The organism is Algoriphagus sp. UBA3586 (assembly GCF_002376385.1).
In the GTDB taxonomy this organism is placed as follows: domain Bacteria; phylum Bacteroidota; class Bacteroidia; order Cytophagales; family Cyclobacteriaceae; genus Algoriphagus; species Algoriphagus ornithinivorans.
On the sequence record NZ_DFMT01000034.1, the window covers coordinates 1 to 26808 of the forward strand.

The following is a 26808-nucleotide window of genomic DNA, read 5'->3' on the forward strand; positions in this document are numbered from 1 at the left end:
CAAAACCATTGACACCAACTGTCATTTGGCGACATGCAAACTCACGGATACACATATTACTTTTTCTCTTTAATTTCCTTGACAAGGGAAATGACCTAGATTCTTCCTTACTTAACTTTAGCAGCTGGATTTCCAAATACGGTTTCATTGGCTTTTACGGAGCTGATTACTACTGATCCGGCTCCAACTCTGGCATTTTTACCAATGGTCACACCAGAGACAATCGTTACGCCAGAACCAATAAATGCTCCTTCCTCGATTGTTACTTCAGCATTGATGATGGAGCCAGCTCCAATTTGCACGAAGTCTCCAATTTTAACTTTATGATCCACGGTAGCCCCTGTGTTTAAGATACAATGATGACCTATTTCAGTTCCTGCACCTACACTAACTTGAGCATTGATGAAATTACCATGCCCCAAACTTGCATCAGTTGCAATATAAGCTGTATGATGGATCGCATTGATTGGCTGTACTTTTCTTCTTTCATTGAGCAATTCCACCAAAAACTTACGGTATTTGGTGTCGTCCACTGCCACAAAAGCCTCGGTTTTTTTCCCGATTAGTTTCAAGAAACCATCATCTTCCGTATGACCCAATATAGGCACCGTATTGATTTCTGATCCATGCAGACTTTCATCCTCTTCCAAGAAACCATAAACGATCACCTGATTGCTGTTGAAAATCTCTAAAGCTGGGTGAGCTATTCCTTTTGCGCCCAGAATAATTACTGGTTTATCCATAATGTATTGTAATTCGGACTGCAAAATTACAGGAATTCACGGGCTTACCCAAACATCATTTGTTTTCCGAACGAATCAAACTCTGTGCAATTTTACATTGCAAACATTTTTTGGGTTCACAGTAATTTCTGAATAAGCCTATCATCCCTTGAGAATCGAAGGCGTTTTCTGCCTTCCAACCGGCTTCATTAAATTGACGGATGATATAATTATTTTCTCCATTGATCTCCTGCAATAAGTCAAAACACCGCTCCTTCCAATCTGGATTTTGAAAATATCGCCCATAAGCAAACCAAAGCGGGATCACATAATTAATAATTAAAAGCTCCAATGCAGCACTGGAAATTCCTTTGGAGGCCATTCTGGATGAGGCTTTTCCAAAAGAATAATGATACAGCCAATAATCTGATGGTGGGATTTGAAGGAGTTTCTTAAGCCCAGCAAAATCACGCGAATCTTCTAAAACCGCTTGCAATAAGTTGGGAGCATGGGACAATATGGCTGCCAATTGAGCAATTCTAAGAGTAGGAAAATTTCCCGGACGAACCCCCATAAAATTCCAGTGTTGTCTTTTCAGGGGAGAATTCCATTGATATTTCTGACGAAGAAAATCATACTCCTTGATTAAGTGCGATGGATAAGGTTCATCTGAGCTCTCAGGTAGCAGTCCAGCCAAACCAAAAAGCATGGACTCTATGGCGGGAAGCTGAGTTCTATGCTTCAAAATCAATTTGTAAGGCAAGCTCTCTGCAAGTTCAAGCATCGCCTGACTATTGATTTTAAACCCAAAGCACTGAAAAAGCCATCGATAAGCAGTTTCTTCCCAATCCCCCCTTGTTTTATCTAATATTGCCAATATGAGTGTGGATTTCTCCTGAAGTCTCTCAACCAAAGCTTTTTCCAAGGCCGAAAAGCGAATGATCGAAGGAGTATTTTGCAATCCATGCGCACAGGGAAGTTTTTGATCATAGTCCAGCATCTGCTCATATTTCCGCCAGATTTCTAAATAGATTTTCCCATCGAGCTCCAAAGTGGGCATCTGAGTCCCATCATTCCTTTTGACTTCCCGGTCATTTTTCCAGACCACATGCAGAATGACAGAATTATAAGCAGGATCTGAATTATGAGCATGTTGCTTCCATTCTGAGGTTAGCTTGTGAACCTCTACATGACCATGTAAGATCAGACCATCTAAGGAAATAGCCGCATCTCTGAAATCAGGTCCCTCAGTCAGGTTATGAAAACCTACATTGATTACCTGAATCTCTTGCCCATCGGTAGTTTTGAGGTCTCTTCGATCAAAATATTGATACTTCCAGACCAGCTGTAAAAAGTCTTCTTTAAAATCCATAAAAAGTCTTTGACTAAAAGTTTATGGAAATTAAAAAATATTGCTGAATCAGTCAAGCTTAGTCCAAAAGCTCGGACATAATTACTTTCTGTGCTTTTCGAGTAAAACACTCATTTCTTCCTGAAGCTTTTTTGCTTCATTTCTGGCAGCTTTCGCAAAATCTTTTCCGTTGGAAGCATAAATGATGCCTCGACTAGAGTTGACCAAAAGACTGCAATTAGAATTCATTCCATACCTGGCTACCTCAGCCAAACTTCCACCCTGAGCTCCAACTCCCGGTACTAGGAAAAAGTGATCCGGAGCTAATGTTCTCACCTCACCGATTAATTCTCCTCGGGTGGCGCCAACCACATACATCATATTTTCAGGACTCCCCCATTCCTGACTTTTTTCGATTACGGAGTGAAAAAGAGGTTTGCAATGTCCATCCTCAATCGTCTGAAAATCTTGAGACCCTGCATTCGAAGTCAAGGCTAGAAGGATGACCCACTTATTTTCAAATTCTAAGAAAGGAGTTACCGAATCTGCTCCCATATAAGGCGCCACGGTAATAGAATCGAAATCCATTGATTCAAAAAAAGCTTTTGCATAAAGCTTGGAGGTATTTCCAATATCTCCGCGCTTAGCATCTGCAATGGTGAAGATTTCTTTGGGAATAATCTCCAGGACCTTTTGCAAACTCTCCCAGCCTTTGGGTCCTAAGGCTTCAAAAAAAGCGATATTGGGTTTGTAGGCCACTGCATAATCAGCCGTCTCTTCCACAATTGCTTTACAAAATGAAAATATTGGGTCTGGTTCAGACTTAAGGTGGGCAGGGATTTTATCCAGATCTGGATCAAGACCTACGCAAAGAAATGAGGACTTATATTCAATCTGGGCAATGAGTTGGGAGCGATTCATGGGTGGGGTTTGCTGTTGTTTGCAAAAATACAAAATTCAGAACAGTCCGAAAATTAGTTTATAGAACCTAGGATGTTGGAGAGGTCAAAACCTAAATACGACTTAGACTATAATAATAAAGGTGGAAATTGTAAGGCACAATATTGAACTAATCATTGAAACTCAAGAGGGGCCTACTTAATAGCAAGTATGTCCCTCTTTGCATGTCCAAAAAACTTAAAATTATTAATTAATCTTTTCCAATAAACCAGCCAATCCGATAGCATTGGTGTTTTCAGATAGAGGAAATTCTTCCTTTCCTGCATAAACAAAAAATCGATGCGTTGCTTTCACATCTTCTGCTGCAATCGAAAATCCTTTTGAAAGTTTAGGACTGAGCGTTCGCTTTATTTCAATAGCCCAACGTTCACTTCCTAACTGGATGACTAAGTCCAATTCCGCTCCTGCCGATGTACGATAGAATCCATAGTCTGCATTTTTTGGCAAAACGGATAGAATATTCTCAATCACAAATCCTTCCCAACTGAAACCCAGTATCGGATGGCCGAGTAGGCTATCAAAGGTATCGACTTGAAGAAGTGCATGGGTAATACCTGAATCCCGAATATACACTTTTGGAGTTTTCACCAAACGCTTGCGCACATTAACAGTCCAAGGTTGCAAGGACCTGACTAATAGTAGATCTTCCAACAGCTCCACATAAGACTTGACCGTGGGCGAACTAAGGTCTAGACTTGCCCCGAACTTGGAGAAGTTGATCAGCTGTCCTTGCTCATGTGCGAGCATGGTCCAAAGCCTTCTTAGTCGATTGGTAGGTACAAACTGGGCAATCTGAGGAATATCCCTTTCTAAATAAGTAGTGATAAAATTTTGCCTCCAAGTCATACTGGACTCGTCCGAACTTGCCAAAAATGAGTCTGGAAACCCTCCTCGAAGCCAGAGTTTTTCAAGATTATTTTCCACTTCTAGGATGGTGAAGCCACCCAATTCTTCGTAAGCTATTCGTCCTGCCAAGCTCTCTGATGATTGGCGAATCAGCTCGAGAGAAGCCGACCCTAAAATCAGGAATTGGCAAGAGCGAAAGCCTTTTTTCCTTTTACGGTCAATGACTCCTCTCAAAACTTGGAATAGATCCGGCATACGCTGGATTTCATCTAGGATAATGAGTTTACTCTCATTCAAATTAAAGTATTGCTCTGCTTCTGCAAGTTTGGCCTGGTCACTTGGACTTTCTAGGTCAAGATAAATGGACTCCTGATCAAAGTTTTCAGCCAAAGCTTGTGCAAGCGTAGTCTTTCCCACTTGCCTTGCTCCTAAAATGGCTATGGCCGGGAAATCCGGTAATAATTCTTCGAGTTTTTGGGAAAGAAATCGTTTAATCATCCTTGTAAATTTAAATTCATATTTTAAATATGCAAGGTTAAATAATTGAATATTTGTTGATTTTCAGTTATTTATGATTTTTATCCAAATCCACCTTTACTAGAGCTCCCATCAAAGAAACTGCCGCCGAAATGAGAAAAAAGATTAAACTGAAAGCTACTGCAGCCGTTTCCTCTATCCCTGCATATTGATGAGCGTAGACAAAAACCAGTTCACGGGCCCCCACTCCCCCAATAGTCAAGGGCAGTACTGCCACAATTGATGAAAGCAAAAACACCAATTGATAGGCCAAGATATTATTATGAATTCCCAAGCCCATTAAAATAAACCATGCGAAGATCAGCTGAGCAAGCTGTCCTGCAAAGGACCAAGCATTGGCAGACCAAAATGAAGGTAGAAAATCCTTGAAAAACAGTTTCTGAACCAACCAAAACCCCGGAACAGTTAATATCAATCCCGCGACCATTAAGCCATTCCACAGCTCACTTTCCAAAAAATCCAATTCCACCTCAACTATCAAGAAAAGTCCGAATAGCAAAAAAACAATGGCTACCAAACCACCTAATCTGTCCAGCAAAGCAGCCTGAAGCAGTTTTTTGACAGGCAGTTTAAAGTGCTTATTGAGCAAGTATACCTTATAGCCATCCCCTCCGATTCCACCTGGCAAAAATAAATTGTAAAACATTCCAATAAGGTAGAGTTTCCAGTTTTTCCATTCTGAAAGCTGAAGGCTGATGTTTTTGAAGTATTGATTGAGACGAACAGCAGTAGCAACTTTACTCAATACAAAAAGTATCACCGCTGGCACCAACCAAATCCATTGAATGGTTTTCAGGATTTCAAAAAGCTGTGCTGTATCAATTTTTCGAAAAACCAGATACAAAGCCAATCCTGTTAGAATCAGTTTGAGGATAGTTTTGAGCTGGTTTTTATATCGGGTCAAATTGGGGGATTTGTTATTGGTTATTGGTTAATCCTTATTAGTTGTTGGTTATTGAACCAAACGGTCAACGTTATTTAGGGATGTACAATGTACATTTTTCAGCCTTCTCACTTTATACTTCTGACTTCACTGCCTTTCCCTCAAATACTGAACGAACAGTGTAGGTTTTCTTATCTTGAGACTCGAAGTAAGTTCGTACGATGATCTCGGCAATAATCCCTGTGGTAATAAACTGAATGCCTCCAAGAACTAAGATAAAACCCAATATCATGATTGGTCTACCCCAAATATCCTCTCCAATCAATTTGAGAATTAGAAGATAAAAGTTGATCACCACCCCTACCAAAAAAGCAATCAAACCAATCCCCCCAAACAAATGGATGGGGCGCTGAAAGTACTTTTGAAAGAAGAGCATTAAAATCAAATCTGCCATGACCTTGAAAGTACGGCTAAGGCCATACTTGGACTCCCCGTGAATTCTTGGATGATGCTTCACGTCCATTTCGGTCATTCTAGCTCCTTGCTCCTTAGCCAAAACCGGAATGAATCTGTGCAATTCTCCATACAAGCCCATGCCCTGTGCGATTTCCGCCTTGTAAACACGAAGCGTACAGCCATAATCATTGAGATAGACTTTGGTGGTATTTCGGATTACCCAGTTTGCGATTTTAGAAGGAATTTTTCTCAAGACAAATCCATCTTTTCTATTCGCTCTTCTTCCAGCTACCACGTCCCAATCCTCATCCATAGCTTTTTGGAGCATAGTGGGAATGTCGGTAGGATCATTTTGCAAATCTCCATCCATGGTGGCAATATAAGTTCCGATCGCCATATCAATCCCAGCTGCCAATGCGGTGGTTTGTCCGTAGTTTTTATTAAAAATAATCAGCTTAGTCCGTTCATTGGCATACTTCTTCACCTCTGCTACTGTTCCATCAGTAGCTCCATCTTCTACTAAAATCAACTCATATTCGATACCTTCTAACGCTTCATAGGTAGCTTTTAATAGAGGCTGTATATTTTCTTCCTCGTTGTAAACGGTCACTACAACGGACAAAAGTGGCTTGTTCATGCTATAAAATTTCGTCAAAAATACAGGAATTTAATTCGGGGGTCAAAAATCAGCACGAATAACATCGTTTCACAAATTAAATTTGGGCTAGCCAAGGCATTTCAAATATCTTTGGGCATGCTTTTATCTCCTTCAACTGAGCTTCGTATCAACCCCTGGATTTTGATGGGGATTTTTTGCCTTTTGGTTGGTCCATTTGCCTTGGATTTTCACATGCATTACCCAGATGAAATTTATTATCGGGATGCAGCAGTCAAAATGATGGAAAATGGAGACTACCTGACCACTTATTTGGGAAGTGGAGAATTGCGCTTCAAAAAGCCAATCCTGACTTATTGGGCAGTTTTAGCCGGGTTTAAGCTCTTTGGAGTCAATGCATTTGCTTCTAGAATTTTCTTTCTTTTGGCTGGAGCTGCTACGGTAGGATTGACATATAAGCTTTCCATTATTCTATTTGAAAAGAAAAAAATCGCGGGAATATCAGCCCTGATTATGGCTTCCAACCCGGTATTGATTTTGTCAGCATCCAGATCCATCCCGGATGTGCTTTTGGTTTTGACAATGACCATCAGTGCCATTGGCTTTGCCGGCTATTTAAAATATGGAAATCAAGCACCCAAATGGTCCCCATGGGCTTTGTACCTGGGTTTGGCTTTGGCTTTTGAAGTGAAAGGACTTCCGGCAGCTGCTTTAGGCGGGATCGGGATTCTTTATTTGCTAATTAATCCCTGGCAGCGTATTTCCTGGAAAAAACTACTCCATTTACCAGCCATACTGATCAGTGTTTTCATTGGCCTCTTTTGGTTTGCAGCCATGTGGAAAATCCATGGTCCTACTTACCTGGATAATTTCCTAGAAGATCAAGTTGGAATCCGGGTAGCATCAAGGATAGCTTTGATTTTAAAAAATGGATTATTGGCCAGTTTCTTACTGGTGGTAATATTCATACCATGGATATTTTTCATGTTCCCCAACTTGAAAAAATCGGCTCAAACCTGCTGGAAAGAAAATCCACAATTCATCGGCTTCGCCATCCTTTGGGGCTTAGCTATATTGGGAATGGGTGCCTTGACCAGTAAGTTTTACGAGCGTTATCTATTACCCGTAGCTCCGGTATTGGCAGTTGGCATTGCCTGGTTATTGGTAGAAGCAAAATTTGAATCGCAACGGAGAGGACTCAAAGCAGGCAGTCTTGCTTTTTATTCCTTGAATCTAATTCTGTTGGTTGTAGGAGCATATTTGGCTTTTTCTGGAGTAATGCCTTGGATGCAATTATCATTATTGCTCCTTGTATTACTCTATCTAGGACTATTATTATTTCGGGGGAATAAGCTTCCTAAAGTCATTGCCTTTAGTATGATGTCACTTTTTCTAGGGATTAGTCTGATAACGAGTCATATTTCTTTCCCACATCAGGGTCAGCAATTTTCTCAAAAAATAAAAACTGAAAGTAAATCTGAAGTCGGTTTTTTGGGAAACCTTCATGTTGGAAGTAAAATTCGATTAATGCTTTTTCCAGAGACTCATTTGACAGATTTGAGCAGAACTAACTGGGCTGTGCAATTCGAGCAGTATGATCAGGTCATAGTAGAAGACAGCTATCTAGACTCTGTTTTTTATCGATCAGGCAATTACTCAGTCAGAGATTCCTCAGTCAATTGGAATTCCAGAGCGATCCCGGAGCTTTTAAAGAATTATGGTAAACCTGAGTTTGAAGATCTTCTGCAAGAAAAGGGAAAGAAGTACTATTTATTAGAGAAAAGAAATCAATAGCGATCAGTTTGTATAGCTTGATAATACCTTAAATCCCTCCAAACCTGAATAGTCGCAGTTCTAAGCTGCTTTCCTTTGAAATATACCGGATATTTTTCCTCATAAATCAGCTCCCCAAACTGAGCTACATTTTCAGGCGAAGACTCATTCCAAGATACGAACATACCAGTTCTCTCTAAACCAATTTCCTGGTCAAGGCTTTTCCATAAATCAAATTGATTTTTTCTGGAACCCATGCCGGCAACATAAACCTGTGGTACTTCAGGAAGATAAAAAGCCAGTTCTGATGCCATATGGTAACTTTCAGAAAAGTAATAAGCCTCCTCCACTTGCAAACTGTCTTTGAGATACAGGATTCTTCCTGCAAGATCTTTATAGCCGGAAAGCCTTCTAAATGCAACCTTTTCTGCTTGATCTAAATAGACTTTTGACTTCCAGCTTGCAACATCAGGTAAAAAGAGTACCAAAGGAATTGCAAAACTCAAAGCTATCAGAGTGCTTTTTACCCTTTTCCAATTCTTATAATCACGCTCGAGTACATAGGCAAATATTATAGCCAATGAAGGATAAGCGTATGCAGGCCAATTTGCCTCTATACTGGTAAACAAACTCAATCCGGCAAAAAGGAAAAAAGTAAATAAGACAGGAACAAATAAAAATCCAAGTTTGACGCCAGATCTATGGAATATCACTTTTAAGCTCAGCCATAAGAAAGGAAGAAAGAAAACTGAAATCATGGCCAGTTGTCCGCCCAAGTAACTCAACAGCCCCCATAGACTCTCTCCCAAGTCTATTCCATTTGATCCACCCGAAACACCTCCCAGAGTTGCCAAATGCCTGAAGGTACTAAAGCCATTTTGCCAGTTCCATATCAAGCTTGGTAAAAAACCCGCTGAGAAAAGGATAAGAAAGAAGGCAAAGCCCTTTCTGTTGGTGGAGAAATTCGATGTAAATAATAGGTAAATAGCCAGTATAGGTACTATGACCACCATAATACTTTTTGACATCAGCCCAAAAGCAGCTGCCACTCCTGCCAATATCCACCAACGCGTCCTTTTTTCCACCAGCGCCCTAGCCAGTAAATACCAAGAGAGAATCCAGAAAAATGTCAACTCTGAATCGGTCATATGGAAAGTGGAAAAGAGCATCCAGAATGGCATCGCACTCAGTATCAGGCTGGCCCAAAAAGCCATTTCTCTAGAGTGAAATAAGAACTCAGTAAACTTGAAAACAACCCATGCTGTACCCAAACCAAATAGTATAGCATTGATTCTAACGGCTATTTCTGTATCCCCTAAAATGGAGGTACTTATATAATTAAACGCCGCAATTAAAGGGGGCTTGGAATAATAGTGCCAGGCTAGATTCTTAGACCAGAGCCAGTATTGAGCCTCTTCGGTGAAAAGATTGATTTCAGGGCGAAGTGTGAATATAATTTTGATGATCGCCAAGCTAAGTTGAACCTGCCAAAAAGCGGCGATATAGTTGAATTTGCTTTTCATGAAAAGTATTAAAAATGAAAAAACCCTCAGTCTCCTGAGGGTTTATACGTAAAAACCGTCTTGGGTTTACTGTTTTGCCAGCACTACTTTTTCTTTGTACTTCTTGATTTGTCTTCTTAGACCTTCAATAGCCTCATCAGCAGCTCCTTCAAAGGAATCTGTTTGATGCTTCGCAAAAAACTGTTTTCCGGGCACATTCAATTTAATTTCCACAATTTTATTTTCATTTCGTTCATTCTTGTCCAAACGCATGAAGACCTCACCGTCTATGATTCGGTCGTAAAAGGTATCCAGCTTATCTGCTTTTTTCTGAATAAAATCGATCAATTTGCGATCGGCGTCAAAGTGGATGGAGTGCATCTGCAGTTTCATATTGATTTGCATTTAATGGTTGAACAATTGATTTATTTACGCTTTAGGATGTGCCTGTTCAAACACAGCCTTCAGTTTTTCCATGGAATTATGTGTGTATACCTGAGTGGCGGCCAGATTAGCATGGCCTAGCAGATCTTTGACAGCATTCAGGTCCGCTCCCTTATTGAGCAGGTGAGTCGCAAAAGTATGTCTCAGTATGTGAGGGCTACGCTTGGATGTCTGCGCAAACCTATCTAAATACTGTCTGACAATGCGATAAATCATCATAGGATAACTCTTGGCTCCTGAATTACTCACAATAAAATAGTGACTTTGTCCTGCTTTCGGAAATCTTTCCTCAAATACTTTTTGATAAGAAAGAATATTTTGTTTGAGGCCTTTTGTGATGGGAATTATTCGTTCTTTTTTCCTTTTCCCGAGCACCTTTACCTGCTCCTGTCCTAGATGAATATCCTCCCATTTCAAACCTATCAATTCCGAAAGTCGAACGCCGGTGAGGTACAAAAACTCCATCACCATGCGATCTCTTTGTCCCTCAAATCCGCTTTCATAGACACTCTCTTCTAAAACGGAAGCAATGCTATTTTCCTGTACGAATTCGGGAAGTTTTTTCGGGTTTTTAAGACTCTTTAACTTATAGGTAGGATCTTGAGTAATGACCTCGGTTCGCAAGAGAAATTTGTAATAAGATCTAAGAGTAGCAATCTTTCGGTTCACAGACGTACTACTGAGACCCTGCTCCACCAAATCTATTACCCAAGCTCTGATCTCACTGTGACTGGCTTCACTGATTTTGTTCAACTCGAAGGAAAGCTTGACAAAGTCTTCAAACTGCCTCAGGTCCCGCTCGTAGGCCTCCACCGTATGTGGGCTACTTCGCTTCTCATATTCCAGATAATTGACAAAGGAGTTGATCATAAGCTCTAATTCAAAAGATAAGTTAAGCTAAAAAAGACAACTTTTCACTGACAAATGTCACATATGGTTTACAAAAAGGCACAAAAAAACAGCTGCTCTTTCGAACAGCTGTCTTGCTATGAATGTAATCTTAGCGCTTATTTGCTAGCCTCCTCTTGGAGTCTTTGCTTGTAAGCAGCTTTGATAACTTGATCTCTTCTTTTTACGGAAGGTTTGGTGAATGCCTGACGCGCTCTCAATTCTCTGACAGCACCTGTTTTGTCAAACTTCTTCTTAAAACGCTTAAGCGCTTTTTCGATGGATTCGTTTTCTTTTACGTTTACAATGATCATAAGTATACACCCCCTTTCGCGACTGCAAAGGTAAGGAAATTAATTCTAAATCAGAATTTTATTATAAATTATACTTCTTTTATTCAAGGATATAAACCAAAAAAGTCCAAACTCTCGTTTGGACTTTTTACTTTAAGTTATTTCTATGGTTAGCTGACCACTTTTTCAGCCAACACCACAATCGTATTATCTTTCACCTCCACAACTCCTCCATCCACAACCATGGATTGTTTACCCTCTGCAGTGGTGAAAGAAACTGTTCCTTTGGCCAATGCAGAAACGATAGGAGCGTGATTATTCAACACCTGAAAAGCTCCGGATGCACCCGGAAAACTTGCTTCCGACACCTCACCCTGAAAAACTTTTTTATCCGGCGTTACGATTTCTAATTGCATATTTTGATTAGTTATTGAGTTATTAGGTTAAAGTTATTAGTGGAAACCCTCTAATAACTAATAACCAGTAACTAATTGTATTATTTCACTTCAGCCAACATCTTCTCTCCCTTAGCGATTGCATCTTCTATGCTACCTACCAAGTTGAAAGCTGCTTCAGGAAGGTGGTCTAATTCACCATCCATGATCATGTTAAAGCCTTTGATGGTGTCTTTGATATCTACCAATACACCTTTCAGACCTGTAAACTGTTCTGCAACGTGGAATGGCTGGGACAAGAATCGCTGAACTCGACGAGCTCTGTGAACGACCATCTTATCTTCTTCAGAAAGTTCTTCCATACCCAAAATCGCAATGATATCCTGCAATTCTTTGTATCGCTGCAAGATCTCTTTTACTCGCTGTGCACATCCATAATGCTCTTCACCCAATACAGTTGGGTCCAAGATTCTGGAAGTAGAATCCAAAGGATCCACAGCAGGATAAATACCTAATTCGGCAATCTTTCTAGACAATACCGTAGTAGCATCCAAGTGAGCAAAGGTTGTCGCCGGAGCCGGGTCAGTCAAGTCATCCGCAGGTACGTAAACTGCCTGTACAGAAGTAATGGAACCATTCTTAGTAGAAGTAATTCTTTCCTGCATGGCACCCATTTCTGTAGCCAAAGTAGGCTGGTAACCTACCGCAGATGGCATACGGCCCAAAAGGGCGGATACTTCAGAACCTGCCTGAGTGAATCGGAAGATATTATCAATAAAGAATAGGATATCTTTACCAGCACCTTCTCCATCACCATCTCTATAGTATTCTGCCAAAGTCAATCCTGTCAAGGCTACTCGAGCACGCGCCCCAGGAGGCTCGTTCATCTGACCAAACACGAAGGTTGCTTTGGAGTCTTCTAATTTTTTCAAATCTACTTTAGAAAGATCCCATCCACCTTCTTCTTCCAAGCTGTGGATAAAGTCTTCACCGTAAGTTACGATACCAGACTCGATCATTTCTCTCAATAAGTCATTTCCTTCACGGGTTCTTTCACCCACACCGGCAAATACGGACAAACCAGAGTAAGCCTTTGCGATGTTGTTGATCAATTCCTGGATCAATACCGTCTTACCTACACCGGCACCACCAAACAAACCGATCTTACCACCTTTTGCATAAGGTTCGATCAAGTCAATTACTTTGATACCTGTATAAAGTACTTCGGTAGAAGTAGAAAGATCTTCGAATTTCGGCGCGGATCTGTGAATAGGTAGACGCTTTCCTGCAGGAACCTGAGGAAGACCGTCAATTGCCTCACCTACCACATTGAAAAGACGACCTTTGATCGCATCACCGGTAGGAACAGAGATAGGCTGACCCATGTCTTTAACTTCCATACCACGAACCATCCCTTCGGAAGAGTCCATTGCGATTGTTCTAACTCGGTCTTCTCCAAGGTGCTGCTGAACCTCCATTACGACCACTTGGCCGTTTTCTTTGGTTACTTCCAGCGCGTCAAGGATGTTTGGCAGCTTGCCGCCTTCGAAGGAAACGTCCACTACGGGTCCGATTACCTGCGTTATCTTTCCAATATTTGCCATTTGATTGAATGAAATGTAAAAAGGATATGCTTTTTGAATTCGACCGCAAAATTAATCAATAAAGCCTAATACCAAAGGATATTTGGAAAATTAATCCATTCAATTTCAAGAGACTCCGAAAGCAGCTCTGAAATAGACCTCTGAAAAATTTTTTAATAGCTAGCCCCCCCTCACTGTATTAAATACTCCAACACCTCCTCCCTTTCTATTTTTTTATGAAAACCATAAAAATATTCTATTAATTTTTATTTGGACTGAATCTAATTAAATATACATTTGCATCACTATTGATAATTAATCTAAATAAATGAAAAAGATATTTGCCTTGCTCATCTCCACTGTTTTCCTATTTCAGGCCTGCAAGGAGCAGAAGCAATCTGAAGTACGTCAGAATACTTCCGAGAAATCTCAAAAAATCATTACCGCAGGAGGTACTATTACTGAGGTCCTTTTTAGTCTTGGAATGGCAGACCAAATTATCGCTACCGACCGTACCTCTACTTATCCGGAATCCATGCAAGAACTGCCTAGTATCGGGTACAGAAATCAAATCAAAGCGGAAGGCATACTAAGTCTTGGACCAGACTTGCTTTTGATCGAAGAAGGATATCTTACGGATGATGTAGTGGCCCAACTGAAAGGCACTGGGCTGCAAGTCGAGCTATTCAAGAAACCTACTTCACCGGAAGAAACCAAGGAATTAGTCGTTCAGCTGGGGGATTTTTTTGATAAAAAAGAAGAGGCTACTACCATAACTGCAGCAATCGATCAGGATTTACAGGTACTGAAAGATTACCTATCAAACACCTCAGGTAAGCCAAGAGCTGCCTTTGTTATGGCAAGAGGCCCTGAAAGTTTATTTATTGCAGGAAAAGGATCTTTTGCAGAAAAAATGTTTGAATTGGCTGAAATAGAGTCAGCAGCAACTGGTTTTGAAGATTTTGTTCCGCTAACACCGGAATCTTTGATTCAGATCGATCCGGACTACCTGGTATTTTTTGACTCAGGTATTCAAAGTTTGGGTGGAAAAAAAGGTGTTTCCTCTATCCAGGGTATCCAACAGACACAAGCCTATAACCGAGATCAAATTATCAGTTTAGACGGTCACTATCTCTCTGGTTTTGGACCTAGAGTTGGAAAAGCAGCCTTGGACTTGGCCAAAGCAGTACGCGGTGAATAATGAGCTCATTTAGCAAGTCCATAGCGCTCTCGACATCCAAAGCTATTCTGCTTGGAGGAATGGGAATGCTCTTATTGGTAATTGTAGTTTTTTCTCTTTCCAAAGGAGCCTTTGAAATTTCTCCTCTACAAAGTTTAGCCATTCTTTTATCTGATACAGGTTGGATTGCTGAAGCCTACACCAATCAACAAGCCAATGTATTGCTACAAATAAGACTCCCCAGGATTATCCTTGCCACCTTAGTTGGTGGTGGCTTGGGAATAGCAGGAGCGGCAATGCAGGGCTTATTCAGAAACCCGCTAGTTGAGCCTGGTTTAATCGGGGTGAGTAGTGGATCGGCTTTGTTTGCAGTAATTTATTTGGTCTTATTGCCAGGCTTGTCATCCATCTCTTGGACCCAACAAGTGGGACTACCTCTATTTGCTTTTATTGGAGGGTTTATTCATGTGATTGCAGTTTACCTTTTGTCAAAAGGTTCCGGAAAAGCCAGAACAAGCAACCTGATTTTAGCCGGAGTGGCAATCAATGCCCTGGCTGGCGCATTAATAGGATTGACCCTGTTTTATTCGGACGATGCAGCCTTAAGAAGTTTTACCTTTTGGAGCTTGGGAGACTTGGGGGGTGCTACCTGGCAAAAAATTCCCACAGCAATATTGCTGATTTTAGTTCCTGCGGCCTTATTATTGAATCAAAGCACCCATCTCAATGCAATGTCACTTGGCGAACAGGAAGCTTTTCATTTGGGCATCAATGTCTCCCAATTGAAAATCAAACTTCTTATTCTAACAGCTCTCATTGTAGGGGTTTCAGTTTCTCTCACCGGCATGATAGGCTTTGTCGGATTGGTAGTTCCTCACCTGATTCGCATTTCATTTGGGGCGGACCATAAACTTTTACTTCCCGCCTCTTTTTTGGTCGGGGCAATCCTGTTGAATCTAGCAGACTTAGTAGCGCGGACAATCGCTATTCCTGCAGAACTCCCCATAGGTGTAATCACTGCATTATTGGGAGCACCTTTCTTCATCTATCTTATTTCCACCTTCAATCAAACCAAATCCTGATGCTTTCTGCCTCCGAAATTCACTTTTGTGTCAAACAGAGACCCATCGTCGATCAGGCCAGTTTATCCCTAGAAGCTGGTGAGATTTTGGCTGTTTTAGGACCAAACGGTGCCGGGAAGTCTACTTTATTCAAAATTCTCACCGGAGATGTACCCTGTAAAAGAGGGGAAATCGGGTACAATGGCTGCCCTCTTCACCAACTTAAGTCCAAACAATTGGCCCAAATCCGGGCGGTGATGCCTCAGCACAGTGAAGTCAATTTTCCTTTTACAGCCAAAGAAGTTATTGAGCTGGGACTCATTGCCAGCAGGTCTTCTCAACCTCAGAAACTACTCCAGGATGTGATGGAGCTCACTCAAACCACCAGCCTGCAAAATCAGCAGTTTCAGCATCTTTCTGGGGGAGAACGACAAAGGGTCCAACTGGCCAGAGTCCTGGTACAAATCTGGGAAAAGAAGCTTTTCACGCGCTACCTCCTTCTCGACGAGCCAACTTCAGCCTTGGACATTGCCCAGCAGCACACCGTGTTACAAATATTACAGCAGCTCAAAGATCGGAATATTGGAGTCCTTGTGATCCTGCACGATCTCAATCTGGCTGCTCAATATGCAGACAGAGTATTATTGCTCAAAAACGGAATGATCGAAGCATGCGGTCCGACAACAGATGTCTTGACAGAGAAGACTCTTTCTAAAGTGTTTGACCATCCCGTTACGGTTATGATTCATCCAATTACCGGAAGAAAAATTATCAGTACTGACCATTTCTATCGAAATCCATCACAAAATATTAACAAAGCTTACTATGGAAACTCTATTTGAAACTCAATCTCAACTGAAAACAGCATGGGAAAAATTAAAGTCTGAAAATCCTAAACTCAGGATAAGAAATGCTGCCAGTCAACTGGGCGTAAGTGAGGCAGAATTGCTTGCCACAGGAATTGGAGAAAATGCAGTTCGCCTGACGAATGACTTTACCGAACAGGTAAAGAAATTTCCAAAACTAAAAAAGGTTATGGCACTCACAAGAAATGAAGGATGCGTGCTGGAACATCATGGGGTTTTTCAAAAAATCGAAATCCATCAGGCCGGACCTCAGCAAATTGCCACAGTCATTGGCCCTATTGAGCAACGTATTTTTTTTAAAAACTGGAAATTTGGATTTGCTGTGTCAAACGAGACGCCTAGAGGCACTATGATTTCACTGCAATATTTTGACTCCGCCGGAGAAGCAATTCTTAAGGTTTTTTTACAGGATGAGTCAGATTATGATGCTGCAGAACAGCTAGTCAACGAACATACAGCAACCGATCAACATGAAAAGCTGGAATTTACGAGTATCGAAAAACCAATTACAGTATCGAGAGAGGAACTGGACTACGAGTCCTTCACTTCAGATTGGGAAAATATGAAAGATACTCATGACTTTTTTGGAATGCTTCGAAAATACAAGGTGAACAGGCTCAATGCAGTGGAATGGATAGATGACAAATGGGCCTATGAAGTAGATAGACTCTCAGCTCGCATGGTATTAAATGAAGCAGCAAAAAGCCAGCTTCCAATTATGATTTTCGCCGGAAATAACGGAAATATCCAAATCCATCAAGGCAAAGTTCGCACCATCCGACAATTAGACCAATGGCTGAATGTATTGGACCCGGACTTCAACATGCATTTGAACGAGGATGAAGTCGAAAGGGCATTTGTAGTTCATAAAAATACAACCGAAGGCCTAGTATCTGCATTAGAGCTGTTTGATTCTTCGGGGGAAATGGTAGCACAGTTTTTCGGACTTAGAAAACCCGGAATCCCTCAAAAAGAAGAATGGAAAACGTTAATCGATTCTTTGAAATAATACAACAGGCGGAGGGATAATTCTCCGCCAAAATTTTAAACCTATGTTTAGAATTAATCTAATTAAAGTAGTTATTTCCTTTTGCATGGTCTTATTTACTATTGCTGTCCTAGCTAGTCCACAGCCAAAAAAAGTAGTAGATCAAAATGGACAGCCCGTTCTCCATGCCTCTATTTGGGTCGATGGAAAACTACACCTTCCAATTGAAGAAGACGGTACTGTAAGAAGTTCTGAAACGAAGGGAACAGTCGTCAAAATAGTTGCCCTAGGTTTTGAAACTATGCAATTAAGCTGGGAGGAATGGCAAAAACGCGAAAAAATAGTATTGCAGGAAAAATCAGGGATTCTGGATGAAGTGGTAGTCGCGGCTACTAGGACAGACCGTACCGTGGAAAGCCTCCCCTTACCCGTCACAGTGCTGAATTCCGAAAAAATCCAACAAACAGGTGGACTACGTCTTTCTGATGTTCTTCAAGAGCAAACAGGCTTGCAAATCGTGTCTCAACATGGCACCGGGCTTCAAATGCAGGGACTGGACTCTGACTATATCCTTATCCTACTTGACGGAGAACCATTGATCGGTAGAACAGCCGGAACATTTGACTTGAACCGCCTCTCCATTTCTAATATCGAGCGAATTGAGATTCTACGCGGGCCATCTTCCGCTATCTATGGAAGTGAAGCCATGGCAGGAGTGATCAATATTATCACCAAGTCATTCGGGAGAGAAAATCAGCTGGATGTTGGCTTGCGTCACCGCTCCTTCAACACCTGGAATCCAACTGGGAATTTGAACTTGGGATCCAAAAAATGGAATACAAGCCTATTTTATGACTATTTCGAGACCGGAGGTTTTGATCTCAGACCCGAAACCATCGGTCAGACCCAGAACCCCTATCAGGCACATACTGCTCAAGTCAAAGTCTCAGGTAACCTATCAGAAAAATGGCAATCGAGCCTATTCGTCCGTGCCTATCAGGAGAATTCTACCGGAGAGATGCAGTCGTCTGGGAACGAGATACTGGATATGAATAATTCAAGAAGCGACCTGAATATTAACCCTACTTTGAGATTCAAGCCTTCTCAAAAATTTCTAATATCCTTGAGAGGCATGAGCAGTTGGTTTTCCACCAATTCGGTGACTAGATTCCAATCCGATCAAAGCTTTTTTGATATTCAGAATTTTGATCAATTTTATCATCGCACAGAAGTACAAACTGATTTTCAGGCTACACCCACACACCTGATCACTTTGGGCTTAGGACAACTGATCGAAACAGTAGATGCCACCCGGTATGAAGATAAAAATCGGTTTGATGCAGGGTATTTTTTCCTGCAACATCAATGGGATCCTAAACCAAAAGTCAATCTGGTAACAGGACTTCGTGGAGATTTGCATTCTCAATACGGAGGAAGGCTCAGCCCAAAAATTGCCGGACAATACAAATTTTCTGAAAATTTCAGTTGGCAAGCATCCATAGGAGCCGGTTTTAAGGCACCGGACTTTCGTCAAATCCTTCTCAACTTCAATAACGCTTCCTCAGGATACTATGTATTTGGATCTAACCTGGCTGAGGAAGGAATCCGACGCTTGGAAAACGAAGGGTTAATAGCAAGAGTATTAATCGCTCCTGAAAACTTAGGAGAGCTAAAAGCGGAAAGCTCATGGGCTATCAATTCTGGGCTCAGGTGGAAAATTGGTTCCAAAATACTAGTACAGGGCAACTTATTTAGAAACCAAATCACCAACCTGATTGAAACAGCGCCTATAGCCCAGCTCAAAAGTGGACAAAATGCATTTTCCTATTTCAACATAAGAAGTGTAGTCACGCAAGGGCTTGAAATGGATTTCAATTATGCATGGAACAATCACCTATCCTTCAGTATCGGCTACTCCTTCCTGGATTCTCGGGATTTGGATGTTTTAGAAAGGATAGCATCAGGAGAACTATTTCAAAGAAACTCCCAAAACCAAACCGTCAGAGTAACACGGGCAGATTATGGAGGACTTTTCAATAGAAGTCGACACAGTGGCAATGTGAAAATCAATTATCATCATCCAAAGACCGGGATTGATTTAGCCCTACGAGGAATTTACAGAGGCGAATTTGGTTTTGCCGATCTGAATGGAAATCTCATCCTCGACGACAAGAGAGAATATGCACCAGGCTGGATGAGCCTCAATATCAACCTCACCAAAACATTCTCCAACGGCATTCAACTGGAATTGGGAGGAACCAATCTTCTCAACATAGAAACTCCTGCCCAGCCTAATAATCCAGGCAGAATGCTATTTACAGGAATTCAATTACCCCTCATGAACTTTATCAAAAACTAAATTCAATTTATACATCTATGAAAACTAACCTAAAATCCATCTTTTATCTTCTCATCTTCTTTGGAGCATTTGCCTGCGATACTACCGATGATGCTCAACCTAGAGTTGAGCTGGAGGCCATTCTTGTAGCAGATTTAGCCGCTCCCAATGATGTCATCGATCGAAATACAGGCGAGGTCGAAAAAGTGAATCCCTTTCAATATTTCAGTTTGGAGCAAAATGCCATTGTCAGCGAAACAGATGATTGGGACTTGGCATTCAAAGGAACCACCATCCGAACCAACAGTTCAAAAAACGTAAAGGCGGCGATTGTAAGCGGTATTTTTGAGGAAATCAACCAAGTGCCAACTTCCGCTACGTTCGCCACTGATAGCGAATCTACTTTTGCGATTCCTACAGGTAGTGGAAATGGCTGGTATAATTACAATTCAGCAACTTTCACAGTGACTCCGATCCCAGGCAGAGTGATCCTGGTAAAAACCACCGGGGGTAACTACAGCAAAATCGAAATTCTAAGCTATTACAAAGGAAATCCTCCGGCAGATCAAATTGACCCAAGAGCCACTCCAAGCGGGCACTATACTTTCCGCTACGTACTCCAGACTGACGGAAGTAAAAATTTCTAATCACTAATCCAAAAAAGAGCGCTCAGTCGCTCTTTTTTTTTTCTGAACTGCTACTCCAAAAGTCTCCTCCCAAAAAGGAAGGCCTTGCTCCAGTATCGATTACTTAAAAAATCCTCGGTAACCCCCAAAGAAGTTGAAGCATGAATAAATCGAATATCGCCTTTTTTTGATTCGGTAACTATTCCTGCATGCGTCACTTGATTTCTCCTTCTTCCTGTTGCAAAAAACAAAAGGTCACCTTCTTTCAACTCTCGGGGGCTGACTTTTTTCCCCATTTTGGCCTGATCCGCTGATATCCTGGGCATAGTGATCCCTACAGCATAAAAGGAGTGAAATACTAATGCAGAACAATCCATACCTGCCCGAGTGGTACCCCCGTACTTATAAGGAGTTCCGGTAAAAGATTTTGCTGTGGAAATTACCGTGAATACCGGGTCTTCCCTACTGATTTTTTTAGATTTACAGGAAGCAGTCAGAACCGCCAGAACAATCAAAAAGAATAAACTTCGTAAATAGGTTTTCTCTAAAAACACTGGAACTCGTTTGGTTTAGTTGATCAATTTTACTTCTCTTCTGGATCAGAAGCAAGATTTAACCTATTCAAATTTTTCTCATTTTGTGTTGTTAGAAAGGGATGGTGATCTGAATCACTGAACTAGGCTGCATTAAGCTGTACTTTTGTACCATCAATTTGAACTAATCAATCTATGAATATCAAACAATTTTATGATGAAGGTCTGGCCCACGCTAGTTATGCTATTGAAAGTGAAGGCCTGATCGCTTTGGTGGACCCTGGGAGAAATCCCAATCCTTACTACGACTTTGCAGAAACCTGCGGAGGCAAAATTGTCGCGGTAATTGAAACTCACCCGCATGCTGATTTTGTGAGTTCACATTTAGAATTTCATCAAAATGAGGATGCCACAATTTACGTTTCTAAACTCGTGGAAGCTGACTATCCCCACAGCTCATTTGATGAGGGGGATTCATTCAAATTGGGAAAACTAAGTTTTCATGCTTTGCATACCCCAGGACATTCTCCCGATTCTATCAGTGTTATTTTGAAAGATGAAAATGGGAAGGATTATGCGCTGTTTTCCGGGGATACACTATTTATAGGAGATGTGGGCAGGCCTGATTTGAGAGAAAAAGCAGGAAACATGAAAGCTCAAAGGAAGGAACTTGCTCAAATGATGTATAAGACGGTTCAAACTAAGTTGAAACCACTTTCAGATGATATAATTGTATATCCTGCTCATGGAGCGGGGTCTCTTTGCGGAAAAAATCTCAGTGATGAACGCCAATCTACTATTGGAGAGCAAAGAGAAAACAATTGGGCATTTGGAGATTTGGATGAAAAAAGTTTCGTCGACTCCTTATTGGAAGGTCAACCCTATATCCCCAAATATTTCAGCTATGATGTAGATATGAATAAGACAGGAGCTCCTGCCTATCAAAGATCTATTTCTAGAGTAGGCATTTGGTCAGAGGGCGCATCCATTTCCGAAGGATCATTGATAATAGATGCCAGAAAAAAAGAAACCTTTGCCGAAGGGCATATTCCCGGTTCGATTAATATTATGAATGGGGCAAAATTCGAAACTTGGTTAGGCTCAATTGTAGCACCGGAAGAACATTTCTTTTTAGTCTCTGACTCAATTGCCGAATTGGAAGATTTGATAAATAAAGCATCGAAAATAGGATATGAGCAATTGATCAAAGCTGCGGTAATCAACCCTAAAGGTATGAGTGCCCGAGAATCAAGCTTCAACGTGGATGAATTTAAAACTAACCCAGACAAATTTACCATTGTAGATATCCGAAGCAGAGATGAAAATCACAACTCACCAATTTTCGAGAAAGCGATGAATATCCCTTTGCAGGAACTGCGAGAAAGAACAGTTGAAATACCTGATGAGAAACCCATCTTGGTACACTGTGCAGGCGGATATAGGTCTGCAGCGGGAAGCAGTATTGTGGCAGGTCAAAAACAAAATGTTGAAGTTTTTGACTTTAGTGAAGAGATCAAAAACTTTCAGTAAGAATCTCAATTAAAATTTAAAATACCCTTGGTAAGTTTGCTAAGGGTATTTTTTTGATCATTTACTTACTTCTTTCCCACCCGGTTGAACAAAAGCCCAAACAATTTTGGTTAACTTTATCAGACTGCGAGATGTGATATGAGTAAAGAAGAGTTCAGACAACTTCCCCTTCATCTAAAAATCAAAACCCTCTACATGGAGGCTACTTTTGTCGTGGCCATTAGATACTATCGTCATAAGGTTAATTTGTACCTGCTGGAGAATGAATACGTGGAAGTTTTTTACAATCACAAGGAAGATAAAATCGATAAAATTGACTTTTTACCTCGGGATCATAGCCGGATGAAGTTTTATCTTGATCAGATTAAATTGGCTTAGACTCTCGCAAAGTCGCAAAGGATCAGAACAATCAAGTCCATAACTCCCCCTAGCGTTAAAGTATGCTTTGCTCCTTTTCCTCTTTGCGGGAGACAATAAAAAAACCGCAGAACTCTCATTCTGCGGTTTTCATTTTTTATAGCTTTCTTTTCAAAAAGTCCGTCATCATGGAATACAAATGCCATGTCGTATTCCCCCCATAAATGCCGTGGTTTCTATTGGGATAATAAAAAGTCTCAAACTGCTTATCCGCAGCTATCAAAGCATCTACCAAGTCCACCGAGTTTTGGAAATGCACATTGTCATCCCCCGTTCCGTGAATTAACAGGAAGTTTCCTTTCAGTTTGTTGACATGTGAGATAGGACTATTATCATCGTAACCTGAAGGATTAAGCTGTGGAGTTTGCAAATAGCGCTCAGTGTAGATTGTATCATAATATCTCCAGGTAGTTACTGGGGCAACTGCTATTGCTGTTTTAAAGACATCATTGCCAATCATCAAAGAAAGGGAAGACATATAGCCTCCATAAGACCAACCCCAAATTCCTATTCTTGATGAATCAACATAAGATTGCTTCGCAAAATACTTAGCGCCCTCGATTTGATCTATGGTTTCCAGATTGCCCAAATTTGCGTAAGTCGCATGCTTGAAATCACGTCCTCTGGCTCCAGTACCTCTATTGTCCACACAGGCTACGATATACCCTTCTGCAACAAGAGCCTGATGCCAAAAATCACGAGTTCCACCCCAAGAGTTTAAGACATTTTGAGAGCCTGGACCTCCATAGACATACATGAGCACAGGATATTTTTTATTCGGGTCAAAATCCGCAGGTTTGATGACATAACCATTCAATGCAGTTCCGTCAACAGTTGGGAAAGTGAAGAACTCTTTTTTACCTAAGGCAAAACTTTTCAATCGCTCCTTCAACTCTTCATTTTCTTCCAAAGACTTAAGCAATTTCCCGCTAGATTCATGCAAGGTCACTACCTGAGGCATCTCTGTGGTGGAATAATAATCAATGAAGAAACGATGGTCCGGACTCATATTGATTCTGTGAGTTCCTGCCAATGGAGTCAATGTTTTTTTATTTTTCCCAGAAAAATCAATCACATAAAAGTTTCGCTCCAAAGGAGAAGCTTCTGCAGACACAAAGTAGATTTTTTTATTCTTTTCATCCACTCCTACCAACTCAGTCACTTCCCAATCTCCGCTGGTAATTTGACGGATCAAGCTTCCATCCATCGCATGGTGATAAATATGCTTATACCCGTCCTTTTCAGAAGTTCGAATAAAGCTCTTTCCGTCACTTAGGTATTGTAAATTGTCATTATAATCTAAATCCACATAAGTCTCAGACTCCTCAGATAGAATAAGTTTACTGGAGCCAGTTGTAGCATTCGCATGGAAAAGGTCCAACTTATTCTGAAGTCTATTTAAGCGAATGAAAGCAAGTTGATTAGCATCTTTGGTCCAATAGATTCTCGGTAGGTAAATATCTTTCTCTGACCCAGCATCTACTTTTTGAATATTTTTTGAAGCCAAATCATATACATGAATGCTTACCTCTGCATTTTGCTCACCCGCTTTAGGATATTTAAATCTGTAATCAGCAGGATAAAGCGGCCCCCACAACTGCATATTAAATTCAGGCACATCTGTTTCATCGAATCTGATAAATGCTATTTTCTTTCCGTCAGGTGACCAAGAAAATGCCTGAGACATGGAAAATTCCTCTTCATATACCCAATCTGCTGCACCGTTAATGATTTTATTCCACTCACCATCCTTTGTGATCTGAGTGGTTTGGTTAGTAGCCAGCTCCACTAGGTACAAGTTATTATCTTTTACAAAAGCTACTTTGTCATTGTCAGGAGATAAAGTCGCATAGGAGATCTTCTCCCCATTCATCAACTGTTGCTTTTCTCCTGTAGCCATATCGACTACATAGAAAATCCCTTTGGTAGATCTTCGATAAATAGATTCAACATCGGTAGCTACCAGAGCTTTTGATTCGTCGGAATTGAAGGAATAAGAAGAAAAATTGAGTCCTAAAGCTCTTCCGTCCAAAAGGACTGCTTCTTCAGCACCTGTGGTTACATTGATTTTTACTACTGTGGGAAATCCTCCACGGTTTACTTGGGAACTGTAATATTTCCCGTCTTTCATCCAGTTGATCCCGTAAACGGATTTTTGGGCGAAGGTATTTTTCTTGAAAACATCTTCAAGACTTACCTTTTTGAGAGCCTGAGCCTGCAAGGAGACAGAGGCCAAAAACAAGATCAGAAAAAGCGAAGATGCTTTTTTCAAACTTTCAATCATATCAGTCGTATTTTTGGGTATTTGCAAGTTTTATAGACGGCGAATATAAAAAAACTCTCGATAGCATTTTTGTTCCATTTGGATGAAAAGTTACAGAACCCTCCAAGGGCTTTAAGTCCCTTGGAGCGGTTTAAAAGCTTATTAAATTTATAGTAGGAAAATTTTAAAAATGCCTCGATCTAGCATCCCATTTGAATTTCTAAGTTTTTTTTGAAAATAGAACCTATTAAAAAACCGTTGGAGGGTAGCAATAACTTGGACTATAAAAAGAAATTAAGCTACTTCGCATATTGATTTTTCCCAGCCATGAAGAAGAAAATTGCCTTGGTAACCGGAGGATTCACCGGTGAATCCGTCATCTCCCTAAAAAGCGCTGCTGTTGTCGAAAAAACCATAGACCGCGACAGGTATGACGTGTACAAAATCTTGATTTATCCAGGGGATTGGCATTTTGTCTGCGAGTCTGGAGAAAAAATCCCTGTTGATCTCAATGACTTCAGTATTTCCATCGGAGACGAAAAAATCACCTTTGATGGAGTTTTCAATATTTTACATGGCTCCCCGGGTGAAGACGGCAAATTGGCGGGATACTTTGATATGCTGGGAATCCCTTATACCACTTGCGATCAGCTGACTTCAGCTATCACTATGAATAAAGGCTATACCAAAGCTATTGTTCAAGATATCCCCGAATTACATATTGCACAGTCCATTCAACTTTTTGAAAATACTGAAAAGAATAGAAAGCGAATTGAGGGAGAATTAAGCCTTCCACTGTTTATCAAACCGAATAATGGTGGTAGCTCAATCGGAATGAGTAAAGTCAAAACCTGGGAGGAGTTATCTGAGGCCTTGGAAAAAGCTTTCGCGGAAGACAAACAGGTATTGGTTGAGGAATTTGTATCAGGAAGGGAGTTTTCTGTGGGAGTTTTCCGAGGAAAAGGCGAGATCACAGTACTTCCTGCTACGGAGATTGTGAGCAGCAAGGAGTTCTTTGATTTCGAAGCAAAATATATCCCTGGAGTTTGCGAAGAAATAACTCCAGGCCGAATGAATGAGGAGGAAATAGGAAGAGTTTCAAGGGTGGCATCAAGGGTGTATGAAAAACTCAATTGTAGAGGAGCTGTTCGAATTGATTATTTCTTGGAAAAAGAAACCGGGAAATTCTTTTTTATTGAAATCAATACGGTGCCTGGCCAAACAGAAACCAGCTTAATCTCTCAGCAGATCCGGGCAATTGGTATGGAAGTAAAGGACTTTTATACCCAGTTGATTGAGGAGATGTTTGTGTAATTTTGAAAGTGCAAAGATTCTCTCGCAGCGGCGCGGCGATTCTTTTGACTCCCGCAAAGTATAGAAGAAGCAAAGTGATTTATTTGATTTGATTTTTCCCGCAGATTATCGCGGATTAATTCGCTGGTAATCGCTGATTTTGATTTACCCAAAACCCGATATTTCGCCGAAGGCGTATTTCGCGAAGCATATCTATTATCTCTCGCAGCGGCGCAGCGACGCAACGATTCTTTTGACTCCCGCAAAGTATAGAAGAGGCAAAGTGATTGATTTGATTTTTCCCGCAGATTTTCGCGGATTTCTTCGCTGATAATCGCAGATTTTGCTTTACCCAGAACCCAATATTTCGCCGAAGGCGTATTTCAGCAAAGCGTATATTGCGAAGCATATCAATTATCTCTCGCAGCGGCGCGGCGGCGCAGAGTTTTTTAATAATCCCGCAA

General features: G+C 41.0%; 24 protein-coding genes. 10 read left to right on the forward strand and 14 right to left on the reverse strand.

What is annotated here, in order from left to right; genetic code table 11:
• Positions 1 to 107: 107 nt before the first annotated feature.
• From B2906_RS12800 to B2906_RS12825, 6 genes are all read right to left on the reverse strand, one after another.
• The gene (locus B2906_RS12800) at positions 108 to 743 is read right to left on the reverse strand and encodes an acetyltransferase (RefSeq protein WP_219956958.1); all 636 of its coding nucleotides are present in this window, start codon (positions 741 to 743) and stop codon (positions 108 to 110) included.
• A gap of 55 nt (positions 744 to 798) precedes the next feature.
• Positions 799 to 2094 carry a DUF2851 family protein gene (locus B2906_RS12805; RefSeq protein WP_219956959.1) on the reverse strand — a complete coding sequence of 432 codons (1296 nt, stop codon included), beginning with the start codon at positions 2092 to 2094 and terminating at the stop codon, positions 799 to 801.
• Between the two features lie 81 nt (positions 2095 to 2175).
• Entirely contained in the window at positions 2176 to 2994 is an 819-nt protein-coding gene (pyrF, locus tag B2906_RS12810) for an orotidine-5'-phosphate decarboxylase (RefSeq protein ID WP_219956960.1), read from the reverse strand.
• Between the two features lie 225 nt (positions 2995 to 3219).
• Positions 3220 to 4377, reverse strand: coding sequence for an ATP-binding protein (locus B2906_RS12815; protein WP_219956961.1), 1158 nt, complete (start codon positions 4375 to 4377; stop codon positions 3220 to 3222).
• A gap of 67 nt (positions 4378 to 4444) precedes the next feature.
• Entirely contained in the window at positions 4445 to 5320 is an 876-nt protein-coding gene (locus B2906_RS12820; protein WP_219956962.1) for a lysylphosphatidylglycerol synthase transmembrane domain-containing protein, read from the reverse strand.
• Positions 5321 to 5432: 112 nt separating this feature from the next.
• The gene (locus B2906_RS12825) at positions 5433 to 6392 is read right to left on the reverse strand and encodes a glycosyltransferase (protein ID WP_219956963.1); all 960 of its coding nucleotides are present in this window, start codon (positions 6390 to 6392) and stop codon (positions 5433 to 5435) included.
• A 117-nt stretch (positions 6393 to 6509) separates the two neighbouring features.
• Between B2906_RS12825 and B2906_RS12830 the strand changes: the two genes are divergently transcribed.
• Positions 6510 to 8165 (forward strand): ArnT family glycosyltransferase, encoded by a 1656-nt coding sequence (locus tag B2906_RS12830; RefSeq protein ID WP_219956964.1) that lies wholly within the window; start codon positions 6510 to 6512, stop codon positions 8163 to 8165.
• On the opposite strand, the gene B2906_RS12835 is transcribed toward B2906_RS12830, so the two are convergent.
• The 6 genes from B2906_RS12835 to atpD all read right to left on the reverse strand — a co-directional run bounded on the left by B2906_RS12835 (position 8159) and on the right by atpD (position 13270).
• Positions 8159 to 9667, reverse strand: coding sequence for an ArnT family glycosyltransferase (locus B2906_RS12835; protein WP_286939984.1), 1509 nt, complete (start codon positions 9665 to 9667; stop codon positions 8159 to 8161). The two genes, B2906_RS12830 and B2906_RS12835, sit on opposite strands and share 7 nt — an antisense overlap.
• A gap of 66 nt (positions 9668 to 9733) precedes the next feature.
• Entirely contained in the window at positions 9734 to 10039 is a 306-nt protein-coding gene (gene hpf, locus B2906_RS12840; protein ID WP_091653053.1) for a ribosome hibernation-promoting factor, HPF/YfiA family, read from the reverse strand.
• A gap of 36 nt (positions 10040 to 10075) precedes the next feature.
• Positions 10076 to 10960, reverse strand: a complete 885-nt coding sequence (locus tag B2906_RS12845) for a tyrosine-type recombinase/integrase (RefSeq protein WP_286939987.1) — start codon at positions 10958 to 10960, stop codon at positions 10076 to 10078.
• A gap of 137 nt (positions 10961 to 11097) precedes the next feature.
• Positions 11098 to 11292: a 30S ribosomal protein S21 gene (gene rpsU / locus B2906_RS12850; RefSeq protein ID WP_091652632.1), complete on the reverse strand. Its 195-nt coding sequence runs from the start codon at positions 11290 to 11292 to the stop codon at positions 11098 to 11100.
• A 149-nt stretch (positions 11293 to 11441) separates the two neighbouring features.
• Complete coding sequence (gene atpC, locus B2906_RS12855) at positions 11442 to 11687, reverse strand: ATP synthase F1 subunit epsilon (RefSeq protein ID WP_219956967.1); 246 nt, start codon at positions 11685 to 11687, stop codon at positions 11442 to 11444.
• Between the two features lie 80 nt (positions 11688 to 11767).
• Complete coding sequence (gene atpD / locus B2906_RS12860) at positions 11768 to 13270, reverse strand: F0F1 ATP synthase subunit beta (RefSeq protein ID WP_091652627.1); 1503 nt, start codon at positions 13268 to 13270, stop codon at positions 11768 to 11770.
• A 307-nt stretch (positions 13271 to 13577) separates the two neighbouring features.
• On the opposite strand from atpD, the gene B2906_RS12865 reads away from it, so the two are divergent.
• From B2906_RS12865 to B2906_RS12890, 6 genes are read left to right on the forward strand one after another with little or no spacing between them, the layout of a single operon-like run.
• Positions 13578 to 14450, forward strand: coding sequence for a heme/hemin ABC transporter substrate-binding protein (locus B2906_RS12865; RefSeq protein ID WP_219956968.1), 873 nt, complete (start codon positions 13578 to 13580; stop codon positions 14448 to 14450).
• Positions 14450 to 15511 carry a FecCD family ABC transporter permease gene (locus B2906_RS12870; RefSeq protein WP_219956969.1) on the forward strand — a complete coding sequence of 354 codons (1062 nt, stop codon included), beginning with the start codon at positions 14450 to 14452 and terminating at the stop codon, positions 15509 to 15511. The genes B2906_RS12865 and B2906_RS12870 overlap by 1 nt, the downstream gene beginning before the upstream one ends.
• On the forward strand, positions 15511 to 16332 hold the full coding sequence (locus B2906_RS12875) for a heme ABC transporter ATP-binding protein (protein WP_219956970.1): 822 nt from the start codon (positions 15511 to 15513) through the stop codon (positions 16330 to 16332). The genes B2906_RS12870 and B2906_RS12875 overlap by 1 nt, the downstream gene beginning before the upstream one ends.
• Positions 16316 to 17365 (forward strand): hemin-degrading factor, encoded by a 1050-nt coding sequence (locus tag B2906_RS12880; protein ID WP_144606995.1) that lies wholly within the window; start codon positions 16316 to 16318, stop codon positions 17363 to 17365. Before B2906_RS12875 ends, B2906_RS12880 begins: the two co-directional genes overlap by 17 nt.
• Before the next feature lie 43 nt (positions 17366 to 17408).
• The gene (locus tag B2906_RS12885; RefSeq protein ID WP_219956971.1) at positions 17409 to 19703 is read left to right on the forward strand and encodes a TonB-dependent receptor plug domain-containing protein; all 2295 of its coding nucleotides are present in this window, start codon (positions 17409 to 17411) and stop codon (positions 19701 to 19703) included.
• 17 nt (positions 19704 to 19720) lie between these two features.
• On the forward strand, positions 19721 to 20329 hold the full coding sequence (locus tag B2906_RS12890) for an HmuY family protein (protein ID WP_144606999.1): 609 nt from the start codon (positions 19721 to 19723) through the stop codon (positions 20327 to 20329).
• A 50-nt stretch (positions 20330 to 20379) separates the two neighbouring features.
• Here B2906_RS12890 and B2906_RS12895 read toward each other — a convergent pair whose 3' ends face one another.
• Positions 20380 to 20862 (reverse strand): C40 family peptidase, encoded by a 483-nt coding sequence (locus B2906_RS12895; protein ID WP_219956972.1) that lies wholly within the window; start codon positions 20860 to 20862, stop codon positions 20380 to 20382.
• A gap of 174 nt (positions 20863 to 21036) precedes the next feature.
• Between B2906_RS12895 and B2906_RS12900 the strand changes: the two genes are divergently transcribed.
• Positions 21037 to 22371, forward strand: coding sequence for an MBL fold metallo-hydrolase (locus B2906_RS12900; RefSeq protein WP_219956973.1), 1335 nt, complete (start codon positions 21037 to 21039; stop codon positions 22369 to 22371).
• 138 nt (positions 22372 to 22509) lie between these two features.
• Positions 22510 to 22749 (forward strand): hypothetical protein, encoded by a 240-nt coding sequence (locus B2906_RS12905; RefSeq protein ID WP_219956974.1) that lies wholly within the window; start codon positions 22510 to 22512, stop codon positions 22747 to 22749.
• A 136-nt stretch (positions 22750 to 22885) separates the two neighbouring features.
• On the opposite strand, the gene B2906_RS12910 is transcribed toward B2906_RS12905, so the two are convergent.
• Positions 22886 to 25072 carry a S9 family peptidase gene (locus B2906_RS12910; protein ID WP_219956975.1) on the reverse strand — a complete coding sequence of 729 codons (2187 nt, stop codon included), beginning with the start codon at positions 25070 to 25072 and terminating at the stop codon, positions 22886 to 22888.
• 306 nt (positions 25073 to 25378) lie between these two features.
• On the opposite strand from B2906_RS12910, the gene B2906_RS12915 reads away from it, so the two are divergent.
• A complete protein-coding gene (locus B2906_RS12915; RefSeq protein WP_219956976.1) occupies positions 25379 to 26365 on the forward strand; it encodes a D-alanine--D-alanine ligase in 987 nt (328 codons plus the stop codon).
• The last annotated feature ends 443 nt before the right edge of the window (positions 26366 to 26808 follow it).